The sequence below is a fragment of the Reticulibacter mediterranei genome, assembly GCF_016587455.1.
Genome location: NZ_BNJK01000001.1, coordinates 473,799 through 491,081 on the forward strand (window position 1 = coordinate 473,799; position 17,283 = coordinate 491,081).

Sequence of the window (17,283 nt, forward strand, 5' to 3'; positions counted from 1 at the left end):
ACTCTCGAACAGAGCCGAACCCGCACTCATCACTAATTTTACCAGCATGCTCACCAGACAATCCACCAGAACATTCAGCAAAACCTTTGACACGAAACTCCAGAACATGGCTCACATCCTTTATAGTAAGTATGAAAAGACACCAACTGAACGGTATCGATAATTGCAATTTCTCTTATCTCTATCTTACTGGTTGATTGTTAAATCAATATTAATGTTGAGTAATTAGCGAGTAATCTTTTTGTCGAATTATTTCTAATACAGCATGATAATATTGAGTTTATCTATATGATATCTATTTTTACATAATATACCAACTAGAGTATGGGAACTATATTCTTAAATCATTAATCACTTACGCCATGTTTTCATAACCTGAATGCAACCCGCTTCGTATTATGTGCGAACTAAATATTATTTTTCAACATATAAGTGTTTTTTGAAGTGATGCCTGCTATTCTTGTAATATTTATTACTGCTGTAATGTAATTACAAAGAGCGGCGAATCCATCCTTTGGTAAGGGCCGGATTGCATCCCGCCCGATTGATCTCTGGGCGGGAGATGGTAGGCGGCCTGCGAGGGGATGAATCGGGCGTCACGGAATGAGGCCCTAACCGGGAGGAGGGATCTTCACTCCTTCGCGATTAGGTTTGACAGAGTAGTAGCTCCGCGATAAATGGCGGAGCTACAAATGTGTGAGGTGTCGCCAGAGTATTTTATTACACTCGCATAATAGAGCCCCTATATAATTTTTCGCGCGAATAAAGGAGCGGCCAATAGACGGCTCAATAGAACAGCTAGTAACGATCCTCCTCCGATGAGCAGCCATCCGATTGGGGAGGGCATGACCAAGCTGAAGAACTGGCGTAAGGGGGGTATAGTAAAGGTTGCAACCAGTACTGCGAGGGAGCCAGCGACCGCGCCAACCACCGATTTCGTCAAGCCTTCTGTTGATCGCCCTGTATCAAGGGTTTGAGCAAGTTGGGTGGTCGCAACGCTGGCGTAAGCTACCGCACGAGCCTCAGCCAAGCCTCCTGTGCCTAATGTGAGCATATACGACGCCAGCGACGGAATCGCTGTGGCGATGGCTCGGTTCAAGATCTCATTGCGCAACGGTCCTCCAAGCGCCGCAGCCCCTTCGCGACTGAGGCCAGCCAGATTACGATGCTCAGGTGGTTGGAGCGCGACCGCCAGAGCAGGCAAAATGTCGGTAATGGCATTCATGGCAAGAATCTGGCGTGCTGTAAGTGGAGCGCCTATACCCAGTAAACTGGCACCCACAATCAGACCAAGCTCACCGAGATTGCCACCCAACAGGAGAGCAAGTGCACGGCGAATGTTCCGCCAGAAACTGCGCCCTTCAACAAACGATTCGACCAGGGTGGAAAAATCGTCATCGGTAATTACCACATCGGCGGTTTGACGAGCCACTTCGGTACTACCTCCTCCCATAGCAATGCCGATATCCGCCAGGCGGAGAGCAGGCGCATCATTAACCCCATCACCTGTCATCGCTACCGTGTGGCCTTGCCGTTGTAAACTTTCAATGATACTTAGCTTATCGAGCGGCGTCGCTCGGGCGATGATCACAGCTTGTTTCAGACGCTGATCCAGTTCGTCGCCTGATAGTTCTGTAATATCGGTTGCCGTTAGCACCTCGCCTCCATTCTTCAATAGGCCAGCCTCCTGCGCGATAGCCCACGCCGTCGAGGGGTGATCGCCAGTAATCATAATGACGCGCACACCAGCATCGTGGCAACGCGTCACAGCTATACGTACCGTCTCACGCAAAGGATCACTGATGCCGACGAAGCCAAGCACTGTCAACCCCTGTGGATCATCAAGCTCTGTTTCGCTCGTACCCTCTGCCACGACCAACACACGTAATCCCTGTTCCGCATACTGTAACACGCGTTGAGCGAACATGCTCCGAGTTGTCTCATCCAGATGCTGCTTCTCACCGTTTTGAAGTATCCAGTGGCAGCGAGGGAGCAAGGCTTCCAGTGCTCCTTTCAAATAGAGCTTCTCTTGTGTACGTGTGGCGTGAAAGGAGCGGGCAGGATCAAAGGGCAACTCATCTTCATGCAGCACCTGGAGTTGTTTCTCCAATCCAGCCGCAATGGCCCCCTGGATGACTGCCACATCTGTCGGGTGTGATGCAGCACCTGGAGCGTCAGGAGAAGGACTGGCAAGCGCTGCTGCTAACAAGATATGACGGAGCGGTGACGATAATTGCTGGGTAGTCTTGCTCTCATGATCGATGTCAGCCACAAGATTCAGTTGAAGACGACCCCTGGTCATCGTGCCGGTTTTATCAGCACAAGCCACATCGACGCGTCCCAGGGCTTCTACTGCGGAGAGACGGCGCACCACGGCTCGCTGGTTGGCGAGACGACGGGCCACTCCAGCTTCACCAACTTTAGAGAGCAGTGGCAGCCCTTCAGGAACAGCAGCGATGGTGACGGTTGCGCCCAGGGCCAGGAGCGAGGCGAGTGGCTGCCCCCACAGCAACCCCATACCAATCACGATGGCTCCTCCTGCGATAGACAGTGGTATCAGCGTACGTAGCATACGGCTCAGGCGTATTCCAAGTGGGCTCGTCTCTATGTCATTTTGGGAAAGGGCTGCACGTGTTGCCCCCATGCGTGTCTCCTTGCCCACCGCTACCACAACAGCCTGTCCACTCCCAATAGCGACATCCGTTCCTTCCAGAACGATATGGTTGGTATCATATTTCCCGAAGGCTGCTTTTGCTACAGGCAGCGATTCGCCGGTCAATGCGGCCTCGTCTACTTCAAGGCCCTGAGCGCTGATCACGCGAGCATCTGCAGCGATACGATCACCGGGAGCCAGCATCAATATGTCGCCAGGGACCAGTTCGGTAGCTGGTATCATCACTGCCTGGCCGTCACGTAGTACTCGTGCCTGGGTAGTACTAAAGCGTTGAAGGGCCTCTGCTGTTTGATCTGCTTTCTGTTCTTGCCAGGAACTCATTGCCACACTCACGAGAATCGTGGTTCCAATAATCACCGTATCGCCTACCGCTCCAAAGAGCAGCGAGATGCCAGCGCCAGCGGCCAGTATACCCATAAGAGGTGAGAGCAGTTGGTCGAGCACTATTTTGAGCAAACGATTCTTATGTGCTTGTGGAGTCGATGCATATTGTCGTCCTGCGGCTTGCCTAGTGGTCAGGCCATATTCCGTTGTCTGAAACTGGTGTAATACCTCTTCTACACTTTTCCTTCCCCAGCGCTCTGGTCGGGGATCGATCAGGCTGGCGATCGTCGATGAATGGTGCTCGCCCCCACGCAAGCGCAACCATCCATCGGCAATAGCGATTAATGCGCTGATATAGATGGCTCTGGAAGCCATGGCGATCCCTGGAATGCCCCGAATGCCCCAGAGTACGCCGACAATGTTAGAGATTGTTGAGAGGCCCACCGCATCGCGTACCGTTGTCTCACGATGTGCTGCTGCCTCAATAATTGTAGCAACCGCATTCAGGTCAGGTGCTAGAATATCTGCAGGGGCCCGTAGTTGCGAATGATCGTCGCTCAGGCCAATTGCCAGATCACAGGCCGCGAAGCCAGCCGAAGCTGCTACATTGTCGGAGACAAAAAAGACAATCTGCCCCTCTTGCTGTTTAGCTCGGATCACATCGATCGCGTTATCGATTTCAGACAGCGCGATCTGTGCTCGTTGCGTCATTGCTCTTACCGCAATCTGATCACCGCTACTCAGCAGTGCCAGTTCAATATGATAGCGCCGACACGTCTGGACAAGGTTTGCTACCCCTGATACCAGTTGTGGTCGTAGCGCCAGTAATCCAAGCGGCTGTGAATCTTGTTCATTGCTCAGAACTAGCACGTAATTGCCCTGTTGCCGCAGGTAGCTTGCATCCTGAAAGAGGCTCCAATCTTCTACCGGGCCAAGGGAGTAGCGCACATCACCCAGAGAGGCGTTGGCGGCCTTTCCATCGAAGCTTCCATCGGTTGCTGAAGCAGCATTAGTGTTTCTGAATGCGCCTGTCCAGGGGAAATCAACGGCACTGGCTACCCCAGCAGCATATCTCTGTATTTCTGAACTGTTATGCGCTTCTGAAAGAGGCAAGACCTCCGCAATTTCCAGCCGTTCGCTCAAGAGACGCGCACCATCCAGAAGAACAAGATTGGGGAGGCGAATCGTGCGGCGAGGACGTGTGCCCACGACGGTTGCCCCTCCGCGCAAGACTCGCGCCGCTGCTCCCATCTCTGCACAATCCAGACCAATCGCGGCGGGACGTGGACTGACCAGCAGCAAAGCTGCCAATGTCTGGCTAAAAGAGCGTGTAAAGAGCGCGCTGATCCCAGCATAGACAAAAGAACTAAGGCTGGCAATACGTTGATAGTGATCATAGAGGGTGGAAGCAATTGGTGCAGGGCGCGGATCTGGAGTAAATGCTTGAAAGGATCTATCATCTTGTAGTTGTAATAAAAATGAACTACCATAGAGCCGTGCACCAGGAGGAACGGTGCTGCCTGGAGTCACTGGTAGTGGCATGCCGTCTCGTCCGGTTGCCGTACCGGTGCCTTCTAATACCTTTGCCGTCAGTGGGGTGCGTTCTCCATACTCCAGATGTATAGTAGCGTCGGGCTGTACAGAAGGGGCGTGACTTGCCCGCTCCTCATGGTCGCGCCAGGCTGTGCGTCGAGCCAGTACCTCGGTAAGGAGTCGCAGGGATTCGATGCCAACGACTGCCAGACCCAGCGGACTCTCTGCCAGGGTGAGGCTAAGAATTCCAGGAATATTGAAGAGTAAATCAGCGGCTGTACGGCCTAAAAGTTTACGCAGACCGTAGCGAAGTGGAGGAATGCCTTGCAAAATACCAATGATACTGGCAACATTCAAGGCGGTATTTGCACCGGGGAGTGGCTCGACAAATCCCAGGAGGCGACGCGTCGCAAAGAAGCCAAGGCCCAGCGTTGCCTCAATGGTCCGGGTCATGCTCTGGATCAGTGGTCCTGGATCAAGCGGATACGCTGGACGGTCCTCTTCTGGCAGTTCGGGTAATTCCAATCCGGCAACATCTGCAATCAGATCATCCAAATTCGCTTCATGCTCTGTAAATTCGACCAATACACGCCCGGTCAGAGGGCTGGCCTGTGCACGTACACCTGGGTGATGTTCCAGGTGCTCTACCACGCGCTTTGCCAGCAGCGGATCACGGTCCATACCACGTACCGCAATGTGAGCACGAATGGTCTGTCCCTGTTTCTCTCGCCGCGTCGGTGGGGGTGCCGGTTGATGATAATGTTGCTCATTGAGCTGTTGAAGATCAAGGGCGTAGAAGGAGTGTAGAAGCGTTTGCTCATTGGTGATGGTCGGGTCAAACGTGATAAGGAGATTGCCTGTCAGCGGGTTGGCCTGGACACGAAAAACGCCCGATTCTTTGCGTACCTGTGACTCTATCTCTTGTTTTCCCCCTCCCGTCCAACCGGGGAGATGGAGACGTATACGGCCAGGAATGGCGTGAAGGATCTGCGGCTTCTCTGCAACTGTTGCACTCATGGGCACACTTCACTTTCTGTGTTCAGCTTTTTAACACCTGAATACAACATATGAGATGATCTTCTACGTCGTATGAGATGTAGAAGTGGTTGGCGGGCAAACAAGTGAAAACCTTCCTCCTCCTGAAGAGGAAGGTACACTTGTGCAGATAAATCTGATCAGCCTTATCCATTGTGCAGTTACGAAGAAGGGGTCTTGGGCTGGCGAACGCTGTGAGCTTCGGCTAAGATATCTTCTGCTTCTTCACGCAAGCGTGCACTTGTGCGGCGTAGTTGCAGGCCCGCAACGGATGCCCATTGGCCGAGACGCTGCTCCATGCTTTGGATCAGGTGCTCTGCTTTCTCCATTGGGGGAGGAGTTGGTTCATTCGGGTGGGCCTCTGGTGGTTGTTCTGCACTTTGGGCTGGCGACTGCTCGGTTCCGTTCACTTTCTGCTGAAGCTGGGTAGCGCGTTGGCGCGCCTTCTGACCGGCGTTCTGCATTAGCGACTTGAGAGATGGACCCATGCCATCCCAGAATTGTTCGGCGCGCTCCACCGCCGTTCGTGATGAAGCACCTTCTGAACTCTGATTCACTGACTAGCCTCCACTTCCTTCTGGCTGACCTCCCGGAGCGGTTTCCTGGGATGAGGCTTGCATTCGTTGAGCGCCCTGTCCGATATTCCTTGCCACGGACGTCATGGCATCACCGGCAATAAATGCGCCAGCCGTCGCATAGACCAGTCCCTTGCGCAACCAGCTACGTCCTCTTGGAGAAAAGATCGCTGCCGCTACGGCTGCTGTCACCGCCACCTCTGGTTGCAGGAAATCTTCAAGATCCATGTTGTTCTCCTATCTTTCATTTGTTCACTTCATGTATGAACAACATAACCCGTCCATGGATCCATCAGAAGCGTTTCATCCTCGCGCTCATGTCCGCGTTGATTTTTTGTCACGGAAAATCCACCTGTTGTACACGGACAGACTAGAAGAAAAGTGACATGTAGAATGTCCGTTCTCCGCTGATGGCATAGCCGACCAGTAAGGCAAGAAAATCGATGGGTTCGTAGCTGCCACAGGGCTTTCCAATTCTCCCATCTAGCGGGAGTGCAGAGGGCTGCCGCCCTCTGCCGGGGTGCGGGGTGTCCCCGCAAAAACCTTTTTTCTTCTCTTTTGCGCGCCGTCGCAGGCGGCGCGCGAAGGAGGGAAGGAAACTGGGGACACCCCAGACCCCGGCAGGGAGACCCTGCACCCCTTTGAGCGGAGAACTGGAAAGCCCTGGTAGCTGCCAAGGTTGTGTTGCAAGAAATCTGGAAGAATGTCCTGGCGGTGAAGCCTCACCTCTTGTTCCGTTTAGGCTGCCACTCCAAACAGGCTGGAGATGAAGGCTCTTTGACGTCTGCTCTCTCCTTTAGCCACTCCACCTCTTTGCCTTTTCTGATCATGTGCATGACCTCGTATCCCTGTAAGATTCTCCATGCCGTCACCAAAGAAAAGAAGCCCATTGCTGGCTTGACGAACCGTTTCATGAAGCGATGATCTTGCTCGATCAGATTATTAACGTATTTGACTTGTCGGAGCTCGACTGATGCGGGAAGCACTCCGCAGGCTTTGAGCTCGACAATAGCCTGAGGGTAAATGGACGAGGCTCCGACTCGTATAAGCGACGGTATACTCAGGATTCAGTTCGAGGGCATGGTGATAGTCAGCCAGCGCCCGTTGATACTCCTTGAGGGAATGGTAGACGCTCCCACGTTTCCGGTACATCGAGGCGTCTTTCGGATTGGTTCCAGCGCCTTGTCATAATCGGCGACAGTTCGCTGATAGTCTTTGAGGTGGCGATGGACATCACCGCGGATAGATATAGAGGTGAGCTGCCAGAGGGGTGAGAGCAATGGCTGCATCAAAATTGGCAAGTGCTCGTTGGTACTCCGCGAGTCTTTCATAGACAAGGCCTCGCCTCGCATACGCCCAGACGAACTGAGGATCAAGCTCGATGACTCGATCAAAGTCGGCCAGGGCTTGCTGATACTTTTTGAGGTGACGATACGCACTCCCCCGAAACGTGTAGGCCTGAGCAACGGTGGGTTCAAGTTCGATACCAAAGCAGCAGAGGCATTTTTGCAAGCCCGTGCTGAAGGGACCGATCCGGTGCAAGCGCTGCTGGACAAAGTGCCTGAACTGCAGCTTCAGGCAACCGTTGGCTCAGCCAAACAGTTTCTGCGCCCAGAAGATCTCGACTCCCTGGATCTGATCGAGTCGCGCTACGTGCCCATGTGCCAAAGTTTGCTCCTCTTGTATCAAGCTCTCGATTTCCAGCCATTTCGGCAGAGTGAGCCATCTTTACAAGCCCTGGAGCATGTCTCTACGCTTGCTAAACATCGCCGAAGGGTAACGGCAAAAGAGCAAAAGGTAAGGAACAATCAGTTCAGTAAACCATCAGAAACTGAACCATGAGTCCTCCATGGAAGCTTTGCCTCTTCTCACGCTACACCGATTGACAGCGTAAGAAGAGGCTGACGTGGCGCGACTTTAAGGAAGCCCTGAAACCTATCAGGGCTTGTTGGTTGGCGAGAGAAACGACCCGGTGCTGTCCTGCACCACAAACTCGGCGTGCAACGAGGCAGTCGAAGCGCCACCGACCCACACATCGAAGATCGACTCATCGAGGACGTAGATCCCTTGTGTCGAACTCCAGTAGCGTCGCGCTACCGCTTCGATCTGGAAGTGGAGGGTGCGGGTCTCCCCTGCTTCTAGTGTCACCCGCTGAAACGCCTTGAGTTCGCGCACCGGGCGGGCAGCACGGCCATACCGCTGGTGCAGATAGAGTTGGGCAACCTCTTCAACGGCTCGCACTGAAGGGTTGTGTACCTCGATGTGTACCTCAAGAGTCTCGTCCAATCCAATCGATGTGGCGTGCAAGCTGAGATCGACGTAGGTCACCTCGCCGTAGGTCAGGCCAAAGCCGAAAGGATACAGTGGAGTGCTCTCCTCTTCCCAGTAGCGTTGGTCGCTGGTGTAATGAGTCGGCGGTCAGCAGCCCCGGGAACACCGCCCGTCCCCACATAGGATGTCATGATGTTGCCCGCTCCGGCCTTGACCGCCGCAGCAAAGGGCGGCAGGTACACATTGCGTAGCTCATTTTCTGAGAGATTCACTTCGTCATAGTCGCGTCCACCCAGGGCGGCACCGTAACCGAGGAAGTGCTTGGGACCTGCTATAATGTGGTCCGGACTGCCAATGCCATCCCCCTGAAAGCCGCGCACCTGGGCCGCAGCCATTTGGGAACCGAGATACGGATCTTCCTCGGCCCCCTCGACGATGCGGCCCCACCGTGGATCGCGGGCAATATCGACCATCGGCGCAAATGCCCAGTGGATACCCACCGCGCGTGCCTCGCGTGCCGCAATGGCCTGGACACGTTCGACAAGTGCCGGGTCCCAAGATGCGGCTAGACCGAGCGGGACGGGGAAGATCGTCCGCAACCCATGAATGACATCGAAGCCAAAGAGCAGTGGGTTACCCAGACGGCTTTCTTCGACGGCGATGTGTTGCAAGCAGTTCGTCTCGGCAGGATCAGAAACAAACAACAGACTGCCAGCTCGGCCAGCGCGGACTTCCGTCTCGACAAGCTTGGTCTGCGCCGACATCCCGGTCAGATAGAAATACTGACTGATCTGCCCAGCCTTCTCTTCAAGGGTCATGGCCGCGAGCAGTGCGTTGGCTTGTTGGAGATGGATCTCATTCGTGCTCATATACTTTTCCCTCTGATGGTCCCTTCACGCATGTCATGGAGTGTTGGACGGATGGAACCATTATTTACTTAGCTCTTCTCTGCTCTGCTTTTCCTTCAAATGGCCAGTGTCGTCATTTCTCAAATGGGCGATCTTTATAATAGTAGAGTTTGTCCCGTTCACTGATTTCGCGTAGCACTTTGCAGGGGTTGCCCGCGGCCACCACATTGGCCGGGATATCCTTCGTGACAATACTGCCTGCCCCAATGACGGTATTCTCACCAATGGTGACGCCTGGACAAATGACGGCTCCGGCACCGACCCACACATTCTCACCAATGGTCACCGGCAGCGCATACATATATCCCCGGTGTGCGGGATCAATGGGATGCCCAGTCACGGCAATTGTGACATTGGGTCCAAACATGACCCGGTTTCCGATGAGAATCTTGTAATCGTCTACCAGGTTCAGGTTAAAATTCACATAGACTCTGTCTCCGAGAAACACATTGGTTCCATAGCAGAAGTAAATGGGAGGTTCTATCCAACAGTGTTCCCCCACCGCTCCAAACATCTCCTTCATCAGTTCCTGGCGCTTTTCGATTTCCGTTGGTCTTGTATGATTAAAAGCATACATCCGTTCTTTGGCGCGGAGTCGTTCTTCGGGAAGTCCTTCGCTCATATCAGTGAACAGTCTTCCGCTGGCGATCCGTTCTCTTTGTGTCAGCGTCTTCTCGTCCTGAGTCATAGTACCCTCTTCTTTCTGTTCCTTCACGTATCTGCCATTGACGAATGGCATCTTCTCGTTCGTTCTTTCCAGGTTCCCTATGCTGTGCCTTCTTCTATAGAGAAATCCCTGGTGATGTTCTTGAGCCAGGTAAACCGTCGATAATGCCGATAGATAAAGGGCATTTTCACGAATTCATCCAAACAGAGCACGAAATACACCAGCATGGCCGGTATCTGAAACACAAAGGCACACAACAGACCAAGGGGGATGGAGACCCCCCACATGACCAGAGCATCAGTGATCAATCCAAAGCGGGAGTCTCCGCCGGCGCAGAATACCCCGACAATCACGGTGGCATTGATGGATTTCCCAATGACGTAATAGGAGTTGATCATCAGCATGATTGCCAGATATCCTGATGCAGTCTCGGTCAGGGGAACGATGTGAAGGAGAAGTGGCCTCGTCAGCAGGATCAGGATACCTCCCGTAGCGCCACAGAGCAACGCCAGTTTGCATAGCCGGGAGGCGTCTCTTCTGGCCTGTTCCAGGCGCTTCTCCCCGATTTCTTTGCCAATCAGGATCGCACCGCCGCTGGCCAGGCCCAAACTCACCACGGCTGCGAGATCGAATACCACGCTCGCTAGCGCATTCGCCGCGACAACATCGGCTCCCAGATGTCCCAGGATAGCTGCATACATGGCAATCGCCCCACCCCAGACACATTCGTTCCCCAGCACTGGTAGGGTATATCGCAAGTAATCCCCGAAAAGCAACGGGCTTCGGGCAAACAGTGCGCGTAGCCTCAGTTGCAACTGAGGAGCGCGTCGTCGGGAGTCAAGCAGGCACCAGGCCAGTTGCAACGCCTGGGCGATTGTGGTGGCGAGCGCAACCCCAACGACACCGAGTTTGGGAGACCCGAGCAACCCAAAGAGTAAGACCGCATTCAGACCAACACCCAGGACCAGGGAAATCGACGTGATGAGGGTACTCACACGGACCCGTCCCGTGCTTCTGAGAAAGCACAGATAGATCTGTGAAATGCCCATCAAGAGGTAGGAGGGGCCAATCAGGCGTAGATAGGATGCACCTATGACGATGAGCGTCTTATCCGACGTAAAGAGCTGCATCAAGAACTGGGGACACAAACACGCAGCGACACAAAAAAGGGAGGCCACTAAGAGCGAAAGCCGCAGGGAGATCCCATAGAGTTTCTCAATCGCCTGGGTATCTCCTTTGCCCCAATACTGCGCCACCAGCATGGTCGCCCCGATGGTGAGTCCAGCAAAGAAGAGATTCAAAATGAACAGGATCTGGCTGGCCAGAGAGACGGCGGAAAGGGCTGTCTGGCTCACCGAACCCAGCATAATGACGTTCGCGGAACTTCCCACAGCGGTCAAGAGATTCTGCAACGCAATGGGGAAAACCAGAGCAAACAAGGTCTGAGAGAAGGCGCGCCTCTCCTCACGTGTGCTGGTTTGTGGTGTACGTTCAAGAGACCGTAGCCCTTCCCTTTTCCAGCGAGGTATCCTGATGATGCGTTTGTCCATAGCATAACCATAGCCCATGCTCATCAGAAGAGCTATCATTTTCTCCTCTGATTCTATAACTATCGTATCTTTCTTGCCGGTTTTGTGCTGGGCGGCCCAAGATTGTCAGGCAGGTGGGTTTGCGCCCCGGCACATGCCCGCGTGCAGTGAGGCCATTCCTCTGCTCATTCGGGCAACATGCGCAAGAATTGGAGTGAACGCTGAGCGCTTTCCAGGGAAGGAATACGTGGTTGATCATTTTCCACAAGAAAGCTCTGGACGCCACTGGTGCGTGCTGCTGCAACAATCTCTGCAATGGGAAGGATGCCTGCTCCGACTTCGGTGAATGTGCGCTCCGGGGTCATATCCTTCAGATGAACCAGCGTGACGCGCCCAGCATGACGTTGCAGATACTCGACGGGATCGACACCAGCAAAGGCCGCCCAGTACGTATCAAGTTCAAACGAGACACTGGCAGGATCAGTTTGCTCGATGAGATAATCAAGTACCAGCGTCGGATTCTCGTCGCTCATAGGTGCGAATTCAAAGTCGTGGTTGTGATATCCAAGGGTCAAACCCCGCGCTTTTGCTTTGCTGCCAAGACGGTTTAAGGTCCCCGCCAACGCGGTAAACGCTTCCATTGTGCGTTGAGAGGGAGGAAGCCAGGGAACGATGAGAGACGGGCAACCGATGGACAGAGCATACGCAGCCTCTTGCTCAAAGCGCTGTTCCAGGCTCTCCAGCGACACATGGGTAGAGAGCGCCTGGAGACCAGTTTCAGCCAACAGCTCTTGCATCTGTGGAATGGAGAGACCACCGTAGCCAGCAAACTCGACCGCTGTATAGCCCAGCTCTGATACATGCCTGAGTGTACCCACGAAGTCTCGTGCCGTTTCATCGCGTACCGTGTACAATTGCAACGCTATTGTTTTCATTTTTAAAACCCTTTATGAACGCCCTCTACAGGCTGGCTTATTTGCCCAACTGCTTCTCATTTTCCTGCGAGGTATCTTGATGATGTGTTTTTCCATACCATAACAATAGTTTATTTCTGTTGGAAGAGCTATCATTTTCTGCTATAATGCTATAACTATCGTATCTTTCTTCAACGGGAGACTGTCTGTGTTCCAGTTAACGATTCGCGATGACCTATCAGAGGCCATTGACTATACATCACCAAACGTGCCGATCCGAGCCGTCCTTGGAACGTTATCCCACTTTCCCAACAAAGCTGCAGTATGTCACTGGCATAGCGAACTGGAGTGTATCATCGTGCTGGAAGGAGAGATGCACTATTTTGTCAATGAACAGGTGTATCGGCTTTCACAAGGGATGGGGATCATCGTCAATACCAATCGGCTGCATTTCGGGTATGGGGTCGATGACCGGGACTGCGTGTTTGTCGTCCTTCTCCTTCACCCTTCCTTGCTTGGGGGAAATGCCTATATCGAGAGTCACTATATCAATCCTTTGCTCTATGATGCCGACAGTGATGCAATCCTTCTGTCAGAAGGCGTGGCATGGCACCGCGAGGCCCTTCACTTGATCACTACCCTGTTTCAGGTAGCTGAGCAACAGCCACCCCATTATGAATTCCAGGTCCACATCCAGTTTGCTTCGCTTTGGTTGCTCCTGTATGAACACACCATTGCCAGAAACGGTTCACAGCAACGCTCCAGCGTGCCAAGCAGCCATCTGAAAGACATGATTGGATATATTCAGAAGCATTACCAAGAAAAAATCTCCTTACACGACATTGCATTAGCAGGCTTGATGTGCCGCAGCAAGTGTTGTCACCTCTTCAAGCAAACGCTCCATCAGACGCCCTTTGAGTACCTGCTGCATTACCGTATCCAGAAAAGTCTCTCACTGCTTGCAGACGGCAATCTCACGATTACCGCCATTGCTGCGGCTTGTGGCTTCAGTGGGGCCAGTTATTATACCGAGGTCTTTCGCAAGATCATGGGCATCTCTCCCAGTGCCTATCGCAAAAGGCAATCGTTGTAATGCTTTCTCTTGACATCAGAAGGCAAATGAGACGACCATAGTGAGGCAGACGAATGCTTGATCCTCCATGGCAAACTGGCCTTTGAGCATGTTCGGGAACGTCGAGAAGGTGGTTGTTGGAGGTTGGTTTGCTGGAATTTTCTCTACAAGCGCATACAACGATACTCTCGCTGAGGCCTGTTCTCTCAAATTTCTCTTCTTCATCTACGCATTTTTTTGTCTCTTGATAATGTGAAACGATAGTATGAGAATGAGCCTGGGAAGCCGTCCTATCGCTTAGCGTTGTTTTTCGTTCCATTCATACTCAAGGGCCGAACTCTACGCTGCTCGACAAAACAGCATAGCCGATATCATGGCTCTTACTGGCTTCAAGAGTCGGGCCACATTCTATAAATATGTCGTCAACGCTGAGAAGCAAAAATAAGGTGTGCCGTTGTTCACCTGACAACGCTTAGCGGGGACAAAAGCAGAGAAAATCTCCCTGGCGAACCCTTAGCGGGGAAAACGGGGGGGGTAAAAATGTCGGGACCCCGCAGTGGCTTCAACAGTGCCTCACGCAGCCAAGTGAACGCGATCTTGACGTCGGTGTGCTAGTTGACAGAGAATGTTTCCCACGTCTGGTACTGGAGCGGACGCATCACAGGGTTGGCGCCTGCGGCCAAGATGAGAACCTCTGGCTCATACTGATCCAGTAGGTTCCACGCCACCGTCGCATCGGTCGCATCCGCGACCTCGGTTCGGATGTTCGAGCTGGTGGCGGCCAGTGCTGCAAGAGTGGATCCAGTCCGGGCGACCGCGACCACTGGAGCACCAGCCTCGGCGAATGTGTGAGCGATTCCACGCCCCAAGCCCCGGCTAGCGCCAACGACTAGAGTGGTCCTGCCTGACAAATCACTCATAACAGTCCTCTTTCTTTGTATAAAAGCTTATTTACAGTCATGCAATCCTTTCATACTATTTACTAGCCTGGTTTAACAGTTCTACGACCACTACTGTAACTTTCTCGATATGCAGAGTATACTCTTGAATAGTGATACAATCTATGATAAATTGTCTCGAATAGTTGTCTGAGCGTCTCAAAAGTAGGGGCACTGCACAGCATGTACGCTTACGTTAAGCTGAGTTTATGAACTGTGCTTTAGTACGGATATACACGAGAGTACGCCAGAGCTTGTCCCTGCTGGTGGGGATGAAAGTCATCTTGTCTTCTCAATGCTCTCCTCCGCTTTCCACAAGCTCCCCGCAGGTAGTGCAGTAACGATGGTAGGATCCCCCTCGAACCACACGGTGTCGATAGTCAGACGGCTGATACGCCACAGCTCTGCGTCGCGAACCAGGCTGGCATCGTAACGGCCCATAAGAAGTGCATGTCTGCTTTGATCGGGACGAGGCCCTTCGCCAGGCGAAAAATGCTGAGCCAGAACGTATGCTTGCAGCGTAGCCCTCTCGCCGCTGATCGTCATGCGCAGGTTGCTCAGAGAGTGGCTGGTGTCCAGAGGACCAAGAACCGCAAGGAGGGTCTTGACTACTACATCGCGAGCTGAAAGGACTGGGAATTGGACCCCGATCTTGCTTGCAGCGGAAGCGAAATCAAAGATGACATCTTCGGTAAAAGCTGATGATAACAGATCTGCATCACCAAGATCCAAACCTGCTGCATAGCGATAGAGAGCATCGGCAATTTCGGTTCGATCATATGCTAGTTTTCCATAATCAAAGGGCGTGTTCATCAAGTTCATAGCTCCTTTTCCAAACGAGAGAGACAAGGTGACTGGAAGCAGAGAAAGTTCCTTCGAGACGAGCGTTCGCACCAACTGCCTCCTTGCTTGATCTCACGTTTCCTGTTTCTTGGGAATAGTATAGTGAGCAAGGAGTGTTTTACCAAGAGTAAAACTACACCTGGACTGGCAAAAGAGCTTTCTGGATCATGTGCCGACATGACCAGTTCCAGAGAGAGGAGAAAGGCATGATTGACAACGAATCAGGCCCATTGGATCCTTCAGATGAGCTACGTGATCTCTTGAGCAAAATTGAAGCTCTACGCACTATGCGCCAGCAGCAAGTGAAGGAACATTCCCATCCCCACCTCAAACGCTTTACACAACAAGAGTTAAACGATGAAGCGTGCCCCACCTATAAAAATTTGCTTATCGGACGTTCGCAGCGGGTTCCTGGCCGAAAGACAATCTTGCAGATTGCACAATATCTCGAATGTAGTGCGGCAGAGCGCAACGACTTGCTCTTAGTTGCACGCTATCTTCCCGAAAGCCTCGAATTGGAAGGGTTTCAACTCAAGGAGGCATTAGAGCAAGCTCAATCTCTCATGGGAACATTACCCTATCCTGCACTTCTTCTCACACATACCTTTGAGGTACAAGCAATCAATGCACTGTTCCTACAGTTTTTTGAATTCCCGCAGTTGCGCTTCATTCCGAGGCATCAACGAAATCTTCTCCATTTCTTTTTTCATCCCAACTTACCATTACGAGCACGCAGCACCTTCAATGAGCAGGAGGTTCTATCCTGGCAAGCTCACGCGTCTCAGTGCATCCAACATTTTAAACAGAGTAACAGATTGTACCAATTTGAGGCGTGGTATCAGGATTTGGTGGAGCAACTCTCTACGGTTGCCGATTTTCGAACCTACTGGGATCAAGATGCCAGGCTACTGGACGAAGCTGATACGCTGTTTAAAGGGGTTCTGTGCCGCCATAGCAGGACTGGCGAACTGCTTCCGATTCGGTTCCGACGTGTTCATATCTCGCTCTCTGATCACAGGTATCCCAGTATTGTGGCGTTTCTCCCTCAAGATGATATGGGGTGTGCAGCCCTGGCGTCTCGCTTTCCGTAATCCTCTTGATGCCAAAAAGGCGAGCGAAAAGACGTTTTCTCGCTCGCTTTGCAAAAGAGGTCGTATGTGATCTCGGACGCACTTCTAGACAGACCTCTTCTACCCCATACGTTAGCCCAGTCCTCCGTCGATGTGAATCTCTTCGCCCGTTATGTAGGAAGCGTCAGAGGAGGCTAGGAAGGCCACCACACTCGCAACTTCTTCCGGCTTGCCAAGCCGCGAAAGCGGCACCGCAGCGCTCATCCGATCCAGGCGTTCCTGCATCCTCTCCGGGCTTAACCCGGCTTTCTGGTAAATGGGGGTCAAGATCGGACCTGGGCTGACCACATTGACCCGAATGCGACGTTCCGCCAACTCAACCGCCGCCGTTTGTGCCACAGCTCGTAACGCCGCTTTGGCTGCACTGTATGCGCTCGTCCCCGGCCTCCGCCAAGGTGGGTTGATGGGAGCCAGAGCGATCAGGATGATCGAAGCCCCGTCATTGAGAGAGGGGATCGCTTTCGTGAGCGTGAAGTACGCGCCTTTCGTATTGATCGCGAACAGCTCGTCATACAAGCTCTCCGATGTGTCTATGAGCGCAGCAAATTTACCCATGCCAGCATTGACGAACAGCACGTCAATTCGGCCAAGTTCCTGTGTGATCGTTCTATACATCTGATCAATATTCGAGAGCTTCGCCACATCGGCTTGCACAGCAAGCACCCTATTGCCAATCGTCCTGGCGGCTTCCTCAAGCTTCTGCGCGTTGCGTCCCACGATGGCAAGCCTGGCCCCTTCTTCATGAAGCCGTTTTGCTGTGGCGAGCCCGATGCCGCTTGTGCCTCCCGTCACCACTGCTACTTTGCCTTCGAATCTCTTCATCGCAAGTCTCCTTCATCTTCTCTTTTGGTGTTTTCCTGTTTCCTTTCA

General features: G+C 52.8%; 14 protein-coding genes and 3 pseudogenes. 3 read left to right on the top strand and 14 right to left on the bottom strand.

The genetic code is table 11. The features are described 5' to 3' along the window. Positions 1 to 742: 742 nt before the first annotated feature. The 6 genes and pseudogenes from K3T83_RS02260 to K3T83_RS57740 all read right to left on the bottom strand — a co-directional run bounded on the left by K3T83_RS02260 (position 743) and on the right by K3T83_RS57740 (position 7,683). On the bottom strand, positions 743 to 5,548 hold the full coding sequence (locus K3T83_RS02260) for a cation-translocating P-type ATPase (protein ID WP_220201360.1): 4,806 nt from the start codon (positions 5,546 to 5,548) through the stop codon (positions 743 to 745). Between the two features lie 179 nt (positions 5,549 to 5,727). Next, positions 5,728 to 6,123, bottom strand: a complete 396-nt coding sequence (locus K3T83_RS02265; protein ID WP_220201361.1) for a hypothetical protein — start codon at positions 6,121 to 6,123, stop codon at positions 5,728 to 5,730. A 3-nt stretch (positions 6,124 to 6,126) separates the two neighbouring features. Next, positions 6,127 to 6,369, bottom strand: a complete 243-nt coding sequence (locus K3T83_RS02270) for a hypothetical protein (RefSeq protein WP_220201362.1) — start codon at positions 6,367 to 6,369, stop codon at positions 6,127 to 6,129. 510 nt (positions 6,370 to 6,879) lie between these two features. Next, positions 6,880 to 7,196, bottom strand: a pseudogene (locus tag K3T83_RS02275) (DDE-type integrase/transposase/recombinase); the annotation flags it as partial. A 43-nt stretch (positions 7,197 to 7,239) separates the two neighbouring features. Then, a pseudogene (locus K3T83_RS58605) lies at positions 7,240 to 7,293 on the bottom strand (hypothetical protein); the annotation flags it as partial. An 81-nt stretch (positions 7,294 to 7,374) separates the two neighbouring features. Then, entirely contained in the window at positions 7,375 to 7,683 is a 309-nt protein-coding gene (locus K3T83_RS57740; protein WP_373324393.1) for a tetratricopeptide repeat protein, read from the bottom strand. On the opposite strand from K3T83_RS57740, the gene K3T83_RS57745 reads away from it, so the two are divergent. Next, positions 7,678 to 7,983: a hypothetical protein gene (locus tag K3T83_RS57745; protein ID WP_373324394.1), complete on the top strand. Its 306-nt coding sequence runs from the start codon at positions 7,678 to 7,680 to the stop codon at positions 7,981 to 7,983. The genes K3T83_RS57740 and K3T83_RS57745 overlap by 6 nt on opposite strands. Positions 7,984 to 8,079: 96 nt before the next feature. On the opposite strand, the gene K3T83_RS02295 is transcribed toward K3T83_RS57745, so the two are convergent. The 5 genes and pseudogenes from K3T83_RS02295 to K3T83_RS02315 all read right to left on the bottom strand — a co-directional run bounded on the left by K3T83_RS02295 (position 8,080) and on the right by K3T83_RS02315 (position 12,451). Beyond that, entirely contained in the window at positions 8,080 to 8,469 is a 390-nt protein-coding gene (locus K3T83_RS02295) for a fibronectin type III-like domain-contianing protein (protein ID WP_220201367.1), read from the bottom strand. Between the two features lie 74 nt (positions 8,470 to 8,543). Beyond that, positions 8,544 to 9,281 (bottom strand): annotated as a pseudogene (locus tag K3T83_RS02300) (glycoside hydrolase family 3 protein); the annotation flags it as partial. Between the two features lie 112 nt (positions 9,282 to 9,393). Next, positions 9,394 to 10,008, bottom strand: a complete 615-nt coding sequence (locus K3T83_RS02305) for a maltose acetyltransferase domain-containing protein (protein ID WP_220201369.1) — start codon at positions 10,006 to 10,008, stop codon at positions 9,394 to 9,396. Between the two features lie 77 nt (positions 10,009 to 10,085). After that, a complete protein-coding gene (locus K3T83_RS02310; RefSeq protein WP_236064788.1) occupies positions 10,086 to 11,576 on the bottom strand; it encodes an MATE family efflux transporter in 1,491 nt (496 codons plus the stop codon). Between the two features lie 125 nt (positions 11,577 to 11,701). Further along, positions 11,702 to 12,451 (bottom strand): sugar phosphate isomerase/epimerase family protein, encoded by a 750-nt coding sequence (locus tag K3T83_RS02315; protein WP_220201370.1) that lies wholly within the window; start codon positions 12,449 to 12,451, stop codon positions 11,702 to 11,704. Between the two features lie 187 nt (positions 12,452 to 12,638). On the opposite strand from K3T83_RS02315, the gene K3T83_RS02320 reads away from it, so the two are divergent. Next, the gene (locus K3T83_RS02320; RefSeq protein WP_220201371.1) at positions 12,639 to 13,523 is read left to right on the top strand and encodes an AraC family transcriptional regulator; all 885 of its coding nucleotides are present in this window, start codon (positions 12,639 to 12,641) and stop codon (positions 13,521 to 13,523) included. A gap of 590 nt (positions 13,524 to 14,113) precedes the next feature. On the opposite strand, the gene K3T83_RS02325 is transcribed toward K3T83_RS02320, so the two are convergent. Further along, a complete protein-coding gene (locus K3T83_RS02325) occupies positions 14,114 to 14,422 on the bottom strand; it encodes an SDR family NAD(P)-dependent oxidoreductase (protein WP_236064789.1) in 309 nt (102 codons plus the stop codon). A 297-nt stretch (positions 14,423 to 14,719) separates the two neighbouring features. After that, positions 14,720 to 15,253, bottom strand: coding sequence for a nuclear transport factor 2 family protein (locus K3T83_RS02330; protein WP_220201372.1), 534 nt, complete (start codon positions 15,251 to 15,253; stop codon positions 14,720 to 14,722). A 236-nt stretch (positions 15,254 to 15,489) separates the two neighbouring features. Between K3T83_RS02330 and K3T83_RS02335 the strand changes: the two genes are divergently transcribed. After that, on the top strand, positions 15,490 to 16,374 hold the full coding sequence (locus tag K3T83_RS02335; RefSeq protein ID WP_220201373.1) for an MmyB family transcriptional regulator: 885 nt from the start codon (positions 15,490 to 15,492) through the stop codon (positions 16,372 to 16,374). A gap of 111 nt (positions 16,375 to 16,485) precedes the next feature. Here the strand turns inward: K3T83_RS02335 and K3T83_RS02340 are convergent, their stop codons facing one another. After that, positions 16,486 to 17,235 (bottom strand): SDR family oxidoreductase, encoded by a 750-nt coding sequence (locus K3T83_RS02340; RefSeq protein WP_220201374.1) that lies wholly within the window; start codon positions 17,233 to 17,235, stop codon positions 16,486 to 16,488. Positions 17,236 to 17,283: the final 48 nt, after the last annotated feature.

Bases quoted from the DNA above. Each gene is read 5' to 3' on its own strand.
- K3T83_RS02310 (WP_236064788.1), bottom strand. From the start codon at position 11,576: ATGATAGCTCTTCTGATGAGCATGGGCTATGGTTATGCTATGGACAAA.
- K3T83_RS02340 (WP_220201374.1), bottom strand. From the start codon at position 17,235: ATGAAGAGATTCGAAGGCAAAGTAGCAGTGGTGACGGGAGGCACAAGC.
- K3T83_RS02315 (WP_220201370.1), bottom strand. From the start codon at position 12,451: ATGAAAACAATAGCGTTGCAATTGTACACGGTACGCGATGAAACGGCA.
- K3T83_RS02325 (WP_236064789.1), bottom strand. From the start codon at position 14,422: ATGAGTGATTTGTCAGGCAGGACCACTCTAGTCGTTGGCGCTAGCCGG.
- K3T83_RS02335 (WP_220201373.1), top strand. From the start codon at position 15,490: ATGATTGACAACGAATCAGGCCCATTGGATCCTTCAGATGAGCTACGT.
- K3T83_RS02270 (WP_220201362.1), bottom strand. From the start codon at position 6,369: ATGGATCTTGAAGATTTCCTGCAACCAGAGGTGGCGGTGACAGCAGCC.
- K3T83_RS02260 (WP_220201360.1), bottom strand. From the start codon at position 5,548: ATGAGTGCAACAGTTGCAGAGAAGCCGCAGATCCTTCACGCCATTCCT.
- K3T83_RS02330 (WP_220201372.1), bottom strand. From the start codon at position 15,253: ATGAACACGCCCTTTGATTATGGAAAACTAGCATATGATCGAACCGAA.
- K3T83_RS02305 (WP_220201369.1), bottom strand. From the start codon at position 10,008: ATGACTCAGGACGAGAAGACGCTGACACAAAGAGAACGGATCGCCAGC.